The 12,134-nt window shown below is 68.4% G+C and carries 15 protein-coding genes; 6 read left to right on the top strand and 9 right to left on the bottom strand.

Annotated elements, in window-relative coordinates:
- Window position 1 precedes the first annotated feature (1 nt).
- Window positions 2–313 (top strand): hypothetical protein, encoded by a 312-nt coding sequence (locus DOL89_RS16020; RefSeq protein WP_119680054.1) that lies wholly within the window; start codon window positions 2–4, stop codon window positions 311–313.
- Here the strand turns inward: DOL89_RS16020 and DOL89_RS16015 are convergent.
- From DOL89_RS16015 to DOL89_RS16000, 4 genes are all read right to left on the bottom strand, one after another.
- A complete protein-coding gene (locus tag DOL89_RS16015) occupies window positions 298–675 on the bottom strand; it encodes a hypothetical protein (protein ID WP_225889825.1) in 378 nt (125 codons plus the stop codon). The genes DOL89_RS16020 and DOL89_RS16015 overlap by 16 nt on opposite strands.
- A 195-nt stretch (window positions 676–870) precedes the next feature.
- The gene (locus DOL89_RS16010) at window positions 871–1,587 is read right to left on the bottom strand and encodes a Bax inhibitor-1/YccA family protein (RefSeq protein ID WP_119680053.1); all 717 of its coding nucleotides are present in this window, start codon (window positions 1,585–1,587) and stop codon (window positions 871–873) included.
- A gap of 210 nt (window positions 1,588–1,797) precedes the next feature.
- Window positions 1,798–2,028 (bottom strand): hypothetical protein, encoded by a 231-nt coding sequence (locus DOL89_RS16005; RefSeq protein WP_119680052.1) that lies wholly within the window; start codon window positions 2,026–2,028, stop codon window positions 1,798–1,800.
- A gap of 87 nt (window positions 2,029–2,115) precedes the next feature.
- Window positions 2,116–2,922 carry an SRPBCC family protein gene (locus DOL89_RS16000; RefSeq protein ID WP_119680051.1) on the bottom strand — a complete coding sequence of 269 codons (807 nt, stop codon included), beginning with the start codon at window positions 2,920–2,922 and terminating at the stop codon, window positions 2,116–2,118.
- A gap of 258 nt (window positions 2,923–3,180) precedes the next feature.
- On the opposite strand from DOL89_RS16000, the gene DOL89_RS15995 reads away from it, so the two are divergent.
- Window positions 3,181–3,666, top strand: a complete 486-nt coding sequence (locus tag DOL89_RS15995) for a YajQ family cyclic di-GMP-binding protein (protein WP_119680050.1) — start codon at window positions 3,181–3,183, stop codon at window positions 3,664–3,666.
- Between the two features lie 21 nt (window positions 3,667–3,687).
- On the opposite strand, the gene DOL89_RS15990 is transcribed toward DOL89_RS15995, so the two are convergent.
- From DOL89_RS15990 to DOL89_RS15980, 3 genes are all read right to left on the bottom strand, one after another.
- Window positions 3,688–4,782, bottom strand: a complete 1,095-nt coding sequence (locus tag DOL89_RS15990) for a hybrid sensor histidine kinase/response regulator (protein WP_119680049.1) — start codon at window positions 4,780–4,782, stop codon at window positions 3,688–3,690.
- Between the two features lie 281 nt (window positions 4,783–5,063).
- Window positions 5,064–5,774 (bottom strand): metallophosphoesterase family protein, encoded by a 711-nt coding sequence (locus DOL89_RS15985; RefSeq protein WP_119680484.1) that lies wholly within the window; start codon window positions 5,772–5,774, stop codon window positions 5,064–5,066.
- Between the two features lie 147 nt (window positions 5,775–5,921).
- A complete protein-coding gene (locus tag DOL89_RS15980) occupies window positions 5,922–6,629 on the bottom strand; it encodes a hypothetical protein (protein WP_119680048.1) in 708 nt (235 codons plus the stop codon).
- A gap of 187 nt (window positions 6,630–6,816) precedes the next feature.
- On the opposite strand from DOL89_RS15980, the gene DOL89_RS15975 reads away from it, so the two are divergent.
- Together DOL89_RS15975 and DOL89_RS15970 are read left to right on the top strand one after the other, a co-directional pair.
- Window positions 6,817–7,203, top strand: coding sequence for a hypothetical protein (locus DOL89_RS15975; protein ID WP_162937568.1), 387 nt, complete (start codon window positions 6,817–6,819; stop codon window positions 7,201–7,203).
- Between the two features lie 99 nt (window positions 7,204–7,302).
- On the top strand, window positions 7,303–7,722 hold the full coding sequence (locus tag DOL89_RS15970; RefSeq protein ID WP_162937567.1) for a hypothetical protein: 420 nt from the start codon (window positions 7,303–7,305) through the stop codon (window positions 7,720–7,722).
- A gap of 7 nt (window positions 7,723–7,729) precedes the next feature.
- Here the strand turns inward: DOL89_RS15970 and dgcA are convergent, their stop codons facing one another.
- A complete protein-coding gene (gene dgcA / locus DOL89_RS15965; protein WP_119680045.1) occupies window positions 7,730–8,740 on the bottom strand; it encodes an N-acetyl-D-Glu racemase DgcA in 1,011 nt (336 codons plus the stop codon).
- Between the two features lie 163 nt (window positions 8,741–8,903).
- Between dgcA and DOL89_RS15960 the strand changes: the two genes are divergently transcribed.
- Both DOL89_RS15960 and DOL89_RS15955 read left to right on the top strand, forming a co-directional pair.
- Window positions 8,904–9,647, top strand: coding sequence for a hypothetical protein (locus DOL89_RS15960; protein WP_119680044.1), 744 nt, complete (start codon window positions 8,904–8,906; stop codon window positions 9,645–9,647).
- A 106-nt stretch (window positions 9,648–9,753) separates the two neighbouring features.
- Window positions 9,754–10,590, top strand: a complete 837-nt coding sequence (locus DOL89_RS15955; protein ID WP_119680043.1) for a hypothetical protein — start codon at window positions 9,754–9,756, stop codon at window positions 10,588–10,590.
- Window positions 10,591–10,608: 18 nt separating this feature from the next.
- Here the strand turns inward: DOL89_RS15955 and DOL89_RS15950 are convergent, their stop codons facing one another.
- The gene (locus tag DOL89_RS15950; protein WP_119680042.1) at window positions 10,609–11,970 is read right to left on the bottom strand and encodes a CRTAC1 family protein; all 1,362 of its coding nucleotides are present in this window, start codon (window positions 11,968–11,970) and stop codon (window positions 10,609–10,611) included.
- Window positions 11,971–12,134: the final 164 nt, after the last annotated feature.

The following is a 12,134-nucleotide window of genomic DNA, read 5'->3' as shown; positions in this document are numbered from 1 at the left end:
AATGCCCACCATCACGACCGAGCTGACCGAGCGCCACATCGTCCTGGTGACCCGCGCCACCGCGGGCACGTCCGATCTGGCCCACATGATCCGGGACCAGGGCGGCCGCTTCGTCGTCATGGGGGCGGAGACGGAGCCGGGCCGGCGGCTGGTCCTATCGCTGAACACCGGCAACAAGGGCATCGCCGTGTTCCTGCCCGGCGACCCCGACAGCCCGGACGATCTGGCCGAGGCGGTTGCCGAATGCCACCGCTGCTGGGGCGAAGGGAAAAATGTCGTGGTGCTGAGTCCGGCCGGTCAGGCCGGGTCCTGAGAATCGTCGGACCGATGCCGCCGCCGGAAGTTCTGCCACCAGCGTTCCACCCGCACCATGGCGCGGGAGACAGGGGCCTGGAGGAAGGGCAGGTCCACGGCCAGCAGCAGCAGGCCGAGCGGCAGCATCCAGAGCCCAAGCACCGGCAGGAAGCTGAAAAAACCGCCAATGATCAGCAGCAGGCCCACAGGGATGCGCACCATCCAGAGGCCGGGCTTGCGCAGGCCGCGCACTCCCTTGCCCATGGGCCGGGGCAGCAGCCCCTCCAGCCGGCGGAATCGGCGGTTCAGCCGCCTTTCCTCCTTCAGCGTCGGATCGCCGGGCGGGTGGTCGTGCGGATCGTCGGAAACAGGGGCTGACAAGGGAATTCCTCTGTCGAGAGCGGAGCAAGGCTCCGCACCGCATGGGAGATTGTATGCAGCCGAACCTTGGTCAAGCGCGCATCCGCATGGTCCGGACGTAAGCCCAAACGCAAACCGCCCGGAGGAAGGTCCCCCGGGCGGCTGCCGTACCGTTCACATGCCGGGGCGCTGAGAGCAGCGCCCGTTCCGCGGCTCTTACTCGCGGTTGCCGAAGAGCTGGAGCAGGAACTGGAACATGTTGATGAAGTTCAGATACAGCCCCAGCGCGCCCATGACGGCCAGCTTTCCGTTGCTTTCCGCCCCGAAGCCCTCGTCATAGGTCTCCTTGATCCGCTGGGTATCCCAGGCGGTCAGGCCCGTGAACACCAGCACGCCGATCACGGAGATCGCGAACTGGAGCGCGGAGGACTGCAGGAAGATGTTCACCAGCCCGGCGATCAGGATGCCGATCAGGCCCATGAACAGGAAGGAGCCCATACCGGACAGGTCCTTCTTGGTCGTATAGCCGTACAGGCTGGTCGCCGCGAACATGCCCGCGGTGATGAAGAACACGCGTGCGATGCTGGCGCCCGAGTACACCAGGAAGATGTACATCATCGACAAGCCCATCAGGCCGCAGAACACGAAGAACAGTGCCTGTAGCGTGGAGAAGCTCATCTTGTGGAAGTTCCAGCTCAGCACGAAGACGAAGGCCAACGGGGCCAGCATCACCACCCACTGAAGGGGCGTGCCGTAGACGGCGTTGACGAAGGCCGGCGAGCTGGCGCCGAGGAAGGCGACCAGACCGGTGATCCCGAGGCCGACGCACATGTAGTTGTAGACGCGCAGCATGTGCTGGCGCAGGCCCTCATCGTACTGGGCCTGATCGATGGCACGGCCAGGAGCCGCGTACCGATTATATTGGTTCACCATGGAACGTCCCCGACATGCAATGTTGGAGGTCAGAACTTGATATTGGGAGAAGCGCCCCAGGATTCAACAGGAATCGGACTCGCACCCACCGATGCCTCGCCCGATAAAAACCCTTGAACTTCTTGGGACTTTCAGCAGCTACTCTCCCGTTCTCCCCGTTTCATGCTGGAAATGGGGATGAAGGCGCGCTGGCGCAAGACCTGGGGCCGGTCAGGCCCCTTCGCCGAAGGAACCGCGGGCCGCATCCACGATGCGCGGCCAGGCGCGCAGGCGGTGCACGGCATCCAGCTCCTGCCCGGCCGGCAGCTCCAGCGTCACCTCCACCATTCCCTGCATGTTGGGCGTGGCGGTCACGCATCGGGCGCCGTCGAACTCGTCCAGTATCTCCTGTTCAAGCGCCTGGTCGCGCGCACCCTGGTAGGCATAGACGATGGTCGGCATGGACGTTCCACTCCAAAGGCGGGCCGTATCTGGCACAGGCTGTTCCAGAAGGCCGGGACGGACCATGGCCCGTCCCGCCGTTCGACCTTACCTGTAGGCGCCGGCCATGGAGTTGGAGGCGTGCAGGCTGCCCTGCCCGGTCTCCATCATCCGCTTGAAGCGGGCGAGGTCGTCCTTCATCTGCTGCTGCGGCTCGCGGCCCAGCATCTTGGCGACCGCGCGGCCCAGCATGCCGGCGGGCGGCTCGTACCGGATGACGGCATGGACTTCGGTGCCGCCGCGCGGGGCCGGACGGAATTCCACATGGCCCCAGTTCGGCACGTCCGCGCCCGGCTTGGAGCGCCAGGCGATGCGGCTGTCCGGGCGGTCGTCGGTGACCTCAGCCTCCCAGGAGACGGTCATGCCGGCCGGACCCTTGGCGGTCCAGCGGGAATGGTCGCGGTCGATCACCTCGATCCGCTCCAGGTTCTCCATGAAGTTCGACAGGTTGGAGAAGTCGCGCCAGTAGGCGTAGAGCTCGCTGGCCGGCTTGTCGATGGTGACCGCGTGGCTGACCGTGACGGCCCGGCTCTCATGGTCGACCTTGTCGCCCATGCCGATCCACTCATAGACGTCCGAACGGCCGCTGAAGCTCTGCTGCATGACGCCCAGGCCAGCCAGGGCGATGCCGTAGCCAAGCCAGCCGCCCCGCTTCAGGCCGAGTGCCGCCATCAGACCGCCGACCACCATCGGCGCCATCTGGTAGGCCGCGCCGGTGCCCTGGCCGCGCCGGCGGGACTGCATGCCGCCATTGCTGTCATAGTCCCGGCTGCGGTATCCATCGCCATAGTCGGACGTGCCGTAGACATCGGCGCCGTAGCGATCGGCTTCCTGCCCGGTTGAATAGTTGCTCATTGTTCGTGGCCCCTTTTGTTGGGATCGTCGCGACCCGCTCAACAGAGGCCTGGGAAAGGGGTTCCTGCGATTCGCGGGGGGCGGCTACCCGCGGGCCGCAGGCGCCTGCGAGCTTGCCGCCCGGCTTTCCGGACCTATCCGCGCGCAGGACAGCCGGTCCGGATGTCGGCGCTGATGCATGTTGCGGGCGTGCGCATCGCCGCCGGCTTTGCTAGTCTCCGCGCCGATTTTCACTGCCGGACTGGATGAGAGCCGCCCATGCCCTCCTTCGACATCGTCTCCAAAACCGAACTCGCCGAGGTGCAGAACGCCATCGACGGCGTGCTGCGCGAGGTGTCCAACCGCTTCGACTTCAAGGGTTCCAAGACCACGATCGAGCGCAAGGAGAACGAAATCACCATCCAGACCGAGGACAAGACCAAGCTTGAGCAGCTCCAGGAAATGCTGAAGGGCTATTTCGTCCGCCGCAAGCTGGACCCCGGCGCGCTCGACTGGGGCAAGGAGCAGGAAGCCGGCGGCATGACCATGCGCCAAGTGGTCAAGGTCAAGCAGGGCATCGACCAGGAGCTTGCGAAGAAGATCGTCAAGGCGATCAAGGACAGCAAGATGAAGGTCCAGGCCTCCATCCAGGGCGACGAACTGCGCGTCAGCGGCAAGAAGATCGACGATCTCCAGGCCGCCATCGCCATGGTGAAGGGGCTGAACATCGAGCAGCCCCTTCAATACGTGAACTTCCGCGACTGATCCGGGGCGGCCGGGTACTGCCTACCGTTTCGTCCGGCCCAGCGCCGCATCCACCGCGCGGCGCAGGCGCACGGGGTGGATCGGTTTCTGCACCAGCACCAGCCCCGCCGCCTCGGCCTCCGCCAGCGTGTCCGGGTGGTTGTCGCCGGTCAGCAGCAGGCCGGGAATGCCGGCCCCGTAGGCGGCGCGCACATCCCGGATCACGTCGGGGCCGGATGCCCCGCCCGGCAGCCTGTAATCGGTGACGACCAGCGCCGGCGGGCGTCCGGCCTTTGCCAGCGCCGCCATCAGCGCTTCCCGCGTGGGGGCGGCCACCGGTTCCAGGTTCCATTCCCGCAGCATGCCGTCCAGAGCCGCGAGCTGGAGCCGATCGTCCTCCGCAACCGCGATCAGGAGCGGAAGCGCAGGCTCGGCGACAGTCGCCGGTGCAGCCTGCACCGTTTCCGCCTTCTCCGCCGCCGCCCCGTCGGCCGGCGGCAGCCGCACCGCGAAGCAGGCGCCCTTGCCGGACGGGGAACGGAGTTCGACCCCATGGCCCAGCATTTCCGCCGACCGCCGAACGATGGCAAGGCCCAGGCCGAGACCCTGACGCTTCTCCGACCCGGGAAGCCGGACGAAGGGCGCGAAAACCTCTTCCCGCTTGTCTTCGGGGATGCCGGGACCGGTGTCGAGCACCTGGATTTCCAGCTCCGCCCCGCGGCGGCGCACGCCCAGCAGCACGCGGCCCTGTTCCGTATGCCGCACGGCATTGACCAGCAGCTGGCGCAGCATGCGCTCCAGCATCATGGCATCGGTACGCGCCCTGGCGGTGGAGCGGACCACCCGTAGCGTCAGGCCCTTCGCCTCCGCCTCCGCCGCGAACTCCTGTCCCAGCCGCGCCATCAGGGAGCCGAGTTCCACCTCAACCGGGTTGGGCTTCAGCTTGCCCACCTCCAGCGCGTTCATCTCGATAAGGTTGTTCAGCATCCCCTCGCCGGAATCCAGCGCCTGCTCCAGCCTTTGCGCCAGTTCGTGCTGGCCGGGATCGGTCAGTTTCGATTCCAGCAGGTGCAGGAACAGGCGCATGGCCTGGAAAGGCTGGCGCAGGTCGTGGCTGGCCTTGGTCAGCAGATTCATCGGCACGGTCGCAGGCTGTTCCGGGAGAGGCGGCGGGGGTGGAGGAACAGGGACATGGGGCGGCTGTTCCGCCGCTGGTGGCGCGGAAGGCTCAACGGGCGTCGCCGGGGTGCGACGACCGAACAGATTGCGCAGGAAGCGCAAGACAAGGCTCCGGCTGAAGCGGGATCAACAAACAGCCGTAGATTACATCTCTTTCGAATGGGAATTGGAACAGTCGCTTTCGGTATCCTGACGATTGGGCTACTCCTCCGTGCGGAACCACCCCGCCCGCAGGAATCTCAGGTGGTCAGGAAACGCCGCTCCGTGCCTTCCAGAACCAGGCAGGTCAGCCGGCCGGAGGCATAGGCGCCGGTGTCGATGCCGATGCGGTTGGGCCGCACCTCCGGTTCGCGCACCACCGTATGGCCATGCACGACGGTCATGCCGTGGCGGGCCGTGCTGTCCAGGAATGCATCCCGAATCCACAGCAGATCTTCCGGCTTCTGCCGTTCCAGCTTCACGCCGGGCCGGATGCCGGCATGAACGAACAGGTAGCCGCCCACGCGCAGATGCAGCCTCAGTCCTTGCAGGAACGCATGGTGCGGCTGGGGCAGGGTGCGGGCGAGTTCGGAGCGGGCGATGGGCAGCCACCGCTCCTGGTCCAGATCGGGACGCGGTCGGATGCCGTAGCTGGCCAGCGTTTCCACGCCGCCGAAGCTCAGCCAGGCCGGCCCGACCGAGTGGTCGGTCAGGAACCGCTGCATCACCGCTTCGTGGTTGCCGCGCAGGCAGACCATGCCGAACCCCGGCGGCGGCCCGGCGGACAACCGTTCCAGCACGCCGGCGCTGTCCTGCCCACGGTCCACATAGTCGCCCAGGAAAACGAGCGTGTGCTGGAGGCCGCGGGCTGCCGTGCGCGCATCGGCGGAGATCCGCCGCATCAGCAGATCCAGAAGGTCCGAGCGGCCATGGATGTCGCCGATGGCATAGATGCGCTGGCCGGCGGGCACGCTGGCCGGAGCGTCGTCCGACGCGCCCTTTCGCCTCCACCGGAACCGGAATAGGCCCACACCTCCCCCTTCCCGCCACGGGTATCCTGCTGCAAAGGATAAACAGCCGCGCCCGCAAGAATGGATCGGCGCGCTCCCGTCGGCAGCCTAGCGGAGCGGCGGGAGCGAATCCAATGCCGGGCGGAGGTCACCCAGGCGGACAAGCACCTCCCTCCGGTCGCGGAGCGCCCAATGGTAGGGCTCGGCCGGACCTCTGGAGGCGGCATGGTAGCCAAGACGCAGTTCCCGCCCGGCCAGCAGCGCCGGCAGCAGCCGCGCCGTGGTTTCGCAGCCGATGCCCAGCTTCCGCCCTTCCTTCAACCGCGCAAAGCGGGAGATCAGTTCCGTCGTCGCCGCATCGGCCCCGCCCATCGCACCGGTCTGCACCTCCCGCCAGAAGCCCGCCAGCTCCGGCGCTACGCTGCGCTGCGGCGGCTTCCTGGCATCCAGCGCATCGGCCAGATGACGCAGCTCCGCCGGGCGGTAGAAGGGCTGGGCTGTCCCATCGTCCACCTGGAGCCATGCCGGCCGGCCCTCATCCAGCTCGGTGGGAAGATCCGCATGCAGGCTGGTGCAGCGGCCATCCACATGCAGGATCACATCGGCGGGCCGGCGGATGCCGCGATTGTCCAGAACGGAGGCGCGCGCCGTGACGGTGCAGAAACGTGCGCCGTTGTCCGCCGGCCGCTCCGGACAACTGACGCGCCAGGTCGGCTGGGGGCCCTGCCCAGGGCCAGCCGAGCCCGGCGTGGCGGCAATCAGCAGGAAACCGGCCGCGACGAGTCCGATCAGGCGCAGGGCTGTGCGGGTCCGCATGGGAGACCGGCTCCTCTCCAGGGCAAAAATGGGATATCCGGGAGAGTGATGCCGTAGCTCTTTCAGTATGGTTAATGCGCTGTTCCGCCCGCCCTTGCCGACCTCGCCGGTGGTTGCAGGGGATGGCCGCCGCGACCATATGAGGGATGGGCCGGAAACGGCCCTGAACGAGTGGGAAAGCTGCGGAATGAACGTGTTGGACGACAAGCAAGGAGCCAAGGGGAACCGGTTTCCCCTGAACCCTGTCGCGCTGAAGATCGCCGGCGATGCAATCCTGGCTGCGACCCTGCTCCGCGCCTCCACGCTGGATATGGGGGCGGAGGAAACCGCCGCCGTGCTGCTCGCGCTGCTGCTGGGCATCGGCACCAGCGCCATTTCGGGCATGCAACTGGTCCGGATCGGCCAGCGCCAGCTCTGGGACGTCACCTCCCTTGCCTGCATGGCCGCGATGGCGGTGCTTCTGACCCTGCACGGCGCCCTGTTCTTCGCCCTGGTCCTGGGGGCGTTTTCCGTGTGGCGCTGGCGGCAGTTGACATCCGCCTCCGCGGCTCCGCCCGCCCCGCCGAGGCGGTGACATCGGCATCGGCGGGCATGATGGGCGTTGACCGGGCCCGTCAACGGCCATAACACTTTCGATATGGCCCGACCACAGCTTGCCGGTCTTTCCGTGACAATGCCCAGCCCTGCCCAGCCGTTCCGGCGCCGCCTGCTGCGGATGCTGGCCCTTGCCCCCGCGGCCGGCCTGCTGGGAGCGCCCTTGCCGGCGTTGGCGGCGGCTATCCGCCCGCCGGACAACCACTTCCGGCTCACCCCCCTCATGCTGCCGGTGGCGGAGACGGGTCCCTTCACCTATGCGCGGGTGGTCGCCGATCTGGTGCTGGACCTGCCGACCAGCAAGGAGTCCGTGCAGGCGCTCCAGCCCAAGCTGGTGGGCACCATCCTGCGGGAAGGCTGGGACCTGCCGCTGGGCCACGGGGGCCGCGTGGGGGCCGAGGGGGCGCAGGCTCTGAAGACCCGCATCCTGCGCATCTCCCAGGACGTGGTGGGCCGGCAGGTGCAGGACGTTCTGATCGTTTCCCTGATCGTGGGCTGACCCGCCCCTATCCCCAAAGCTCCGCTTCCGGCGGGTGGACGGTCGTGCCGTCATAGCGCAGCCCCGGCTCCCGGTCGCGGGCCAGCAGCAGCGGCCCGTCCAGATCCACCCAGGCGGCTCCCTGCGCCAACAGCATGGCCGGGGCCATGGCCAGGGAGGTGGCGACCATGCAGCCCACCATCACCTCCAGCCCGGCCGCCTCCGCCGCCTGCTTCAGGGCCAGCGCCTCGGTCAGGCCGCCGGTCTTGTCCAGCTTGATGTTGACTACCTGATACTTGCCGCGCAGCCGGTCCAGGCTGTCCAGCCCGTGCACGCTCTCATCCGCCCCCAGCTTCACCGGCCCGCGCCACCCCAACAGGGCGTCGTCGTCCGCCGCGGGCAGCGGCTGCTCGATCATCTCCACGCCCATGGCATGGAACTCCGGGGCTAGGCGGTCCAGATCGTCCAGGGTCCAACCCTCATTGGCGTCCACCATCAGGCGGGACCGGGGCGCCCCCTCCCGCACCGCCCGCACCCGCTCCAGGTCCAGCCCGTCCCCGGCCAGCTTCAGCTTCAGCAGCGGCTTGGCCGCCGATCCGGCCGCCGCCTGCCGCATGGCGTCGGGCGTGTCGATGGACAGGGTGAAGGCGGTGCTGACCGGGCCGGGCGGGTCCGCCAGATCGGCGATCTGCCAGGCCGGCACGCCGGTCAGCTTGGCCTCCAGGTCCCAGAAGGCGCAGTCCAGCGCGTTGCGGGCAGCACCCGGCGGCAGCACGGCCTGCAGCCCGTCCCGGTCCATGCCGTTCGCCACATCCTCCGCCAGGGCGGCGATCCTCTCCGCCACCTCCTCCACCGTCTCGCCATAGCGGGCATAGGGCACGCATTCGCCCCGGCCGGTGACGCTGCCGTCGGTGATCTCCGCCGCCACCACCCGCGCCTCGGTCTTCGACCCGCGGGAGATGCGGAAGGTCCCGCGGATGGGAAAACTCTCCACGCTGACGGTCAGGGTGCGCAGGGCGTCGGGAACAGGGCGCGGCATGGGTGGTGGGCTCCGGGTGGACTGGGCTGGACCAACAGCCTGCCAAGCTAGCCGATCCCACGCCTTCACCAAAGGGGCAGGCCGGATGGGGAATGGCGTCGGATGCGCCGATCCCGTCTGATGGGGCGTTCATGACGGACAACCACGCAGGAAAGCCCTGGACATGACCCACCCGCACCGCCTCGGCGCGCTGGCGCTGCTCACCCTCGGTCTCGGCGCCGGCCCGGCCCTGGCGCAGGACAGCCGCCTGCCCGCGGCGGGGGAAATCGCCTTCGCCATCACCGGCGGCCCGGAGTTCGACCTGGGCAGCCAGTTCCATGGCGGCGGCGTCGCCGGTCCGGTCGCCGTCGAGTCGCGCGACTGGGGCGATGTCTACGATTATACGCTCAACGTCCAGGCCGACATCGCCCTGGGCCTGGATTCCCGCAGCCAGATCGGCCTGACCCTGGGGTGGAGCACGGCGGAAGGCCAGGGGCTGGATATCGGTACTGTGGGCACGGATGTGCTGTCCGCCGAATTCGACGATTACCAAGCCTATACGGCCGCAGCCTATTACCGGCGTTATTTCGAGGTCGGAACCGGCTTCTTCCCCTATGTCGCCGTCAATGGCGGGGTGCGGTATGTCGAATCCATCGACGCCACCTTCACCTCCGCCGGTCTGCCCGCCCTGGGCCTGCCAGACAGCGTGGAGAGCCGGTTCTACGACAGCAGTTGGGTCCCCACGGTGGGCTTCACCTTCGGCTGGCGGAACAATTTCCGCGGCGTGGCGCTGGGGCTGGAGACCGGGTTGCAATACGAGTTCGAGCTGAAGGACGACGACTCCACCCTCGCCCCGCTCGGCCTTGCCGGCCTGAACGAATCGGGCGACCGCTGGACCATCCCGGTGCGGCTGATCATCGTGTACTGAGACGGCGCTACGCCGGACGGCTGAGGCGTGCGGCGGAATGGCGGTTGATCCAGCAGGTCTCCCGCCCCACTTTCGCGCAAAGCGGAACAAGGAAACGGACCGGGCGATGGCCGATTTGGGGGGAAGCGTGCGCGGGGCTGTTCGGGAAGGGGCGCTTTCCTGGACGGCCGTGGTGATGGAGCCGGGGCGCTTCCTGCGGCATGGCGGCGTGCCGCTGCTGCTGGCCCTGGCCCTGCAACTCTGGATCGGCGTCACCGACCCCATTCCGGCGGATGCCATGGCGGAGGGCGGGGACCCCGCGATGGAGGCCTGGGTGGCGCGGAACGTCTGGTTCCTGCTGGCCTGGGTAATCTTCAGCATCTGGGCCACCATCCGCCTGATGGTGCAGACCACCCGCTGGGCCATGACAGGGGAGCCGGGGGCGGGTTTCCTGGAGCCGGCCTTCGGAGCCAGTGAATTCCGCTATTTCGGCTGGTCCATCCTTGTCGGGCTGGCCACCATCCCCGCAGTGATGCTGATGAGCTTCATCGCCATGACCCTGGCCGGGGCGGGCGGCGTGGCCTTCGGGGTCGGGAGCGGCGGCGACGCGGAGGCCGGCGGATTCGGGGCCGGACTGATGGCGGTCATCGGCACGCTGATCGGCTATGCCGCGGTGACTTTCGTGCTGGCCCGGCTGCTGCCCGGGCTGGTGCCGGTGGCCTTCGGCCGGCCGGGCGCGCTGGTGGAGAGCTGGCGAAAGTCCGGAGCCGTCGCCGGCTATGGCGCTGCCCTGGTCTATACCGTGCTGGCGCCGGTGCTGCTGTTCTCGCTGCTGCTGTCCGACGGCGGCATGTTCACGCCGGCGGAAACCCTGCTGACCCTGATCGGCTATATCGCCTACGCCGCCCTGGCCTTGGCTATCGTTCGATTCTGGTACCGGGCGGGAGAGCCGGGGCGGGAATAGCCGCCCCATTCTTTCCGCTCACGCCTTCGGGTGCGGGACGGTCAGCGCCTGGCAGGTCTGGGGATGGTCGATCCGCACCGTCTCCCCATCCGGCCAGCGCACCTCCACCCGCTCCACCCGGGTCAGCTCGCCCAGCCCGAAATGGGCCACCGGCTCCATCTGGCAGAGATAGCCGGAGCCGCCGTCGATGGCCCGCATCTGGGTGCGCCCGCCGGCGGTGAGCTTCACGATCGCCCCCCGCGCCGGCGCGCCCGCCCGGGTCAGCGGCCGCACCCGCAGCCAGTGGTATCCCCGCGGCTCCGCGATATAGAGCGTCAGCGGCTGCGGCGAATCCTCCCCATGGGCGATCAGCAGTTCGAGCTGGCCGTCCCCGTCCAGGTCGGTGACCACCGCCGCCGTGCCAAGCCCCGCCGGCTCCGCCGCATCGCCGATATCCACCTGCACCCAGCGCTCCTCCCGCCAGGCATAGAGCCGGTTCGGCTCCCCGAACATGTTGAGGAACAGCTCCTCCTGCCCGTCATTGTCGAAGTCGGCGGCGATCACGGTGCGCACCCGGCCCGGTTCGGCCAGCACCGGCGGGGCGATGTCGGCGAAGCCGCCGCCGGGCCGCTGCTGGTACATGCGGTTCCGCCCCTGCCAGTTGCCCAGCACAAGGTCGAACAGCCCGTCCCCGTCCACCAGCGCCACGCCGCGGGCACTTCCGCCGGGATCGGCAAGGCCCCAATCGGCCGCGATCTCCTCGAACTCCCCCTCCCCCGTGTTGTGGAAGAACAGGTTCGGCCCCAACTCGCAGCCCACGAACAGGTCCGGCCGGTCCCCCACCAGCGGGGCGGCGAGGAGGGAGCGGGCGCTGGCCTCCACATCCAGCCCGACCTCCTCCGCCATGTCGGCGAGGCGGCCGTGGTCGTCCAGCTCATACAGCTTGATCGGCCCGCCGAAGCTGGCCACCGCGAATCCGTAGCGGCCCCCGCCGGTGCGGTCGATCACGGCGATGGAGCGGCCGGAATGCCGGTTCATCGCCGGCCAGTTCTCCTGCAGGCTGAACAGGTCCACCCAACGCTGGCCGAAGCAGGCGAACAGCCGGTCGGACACGCCCTTCGTACCGCCATAGGCGTCGGTGTTCAGGATGTAGATTTCCTCCCGCCCGTCCCCGTCCAGGTCGCCGCAGGCCACACCCACGGCCTTGGCCCCCGCATCCGCCAGAGCCTCGAGGCCCAGATCGACCAGCCCGGAGCCGTCCCATTTCAGGATTCGGTTCGGCCCGTCATAGCCGGCGATCACGATCTCGTCCCGCCCGTCCCCGTCCACATCGGCCACGGCCATGCCGTAATGCAGCCCCGCCGGATTCCGGGTGATCAGGTTGGAGCATTCGATGAACATCCGCCGCCCTTTTCCGCTGCCCCTCGCGTCGGTGGAAGCCGCCCGGTTCCGGCCCTCTCCCTGGCAGGAAGAGGCGGGATCGGTGCCCCCGACAGGCCGGAATCCTACCCCCGCATCCCCCCTGCGGCAACCACGTCGGCGGCTGAGCCAAATTCCGTCACGGC

It is taken from the genome of Indioceanicola profundi (genome assembly GCF_003568845.1).
Lineage (GTDB): Bacteria > Pseudomonadota > Alphaproteobacteria > Azospirillales > Azospirillaceae > Indioceanicola > Indioceanicola profundi.
Note: the sequence above shows the minus strand (reverse complement) of the source record. Positions and strands in the feature narration are given on the sequence as shown.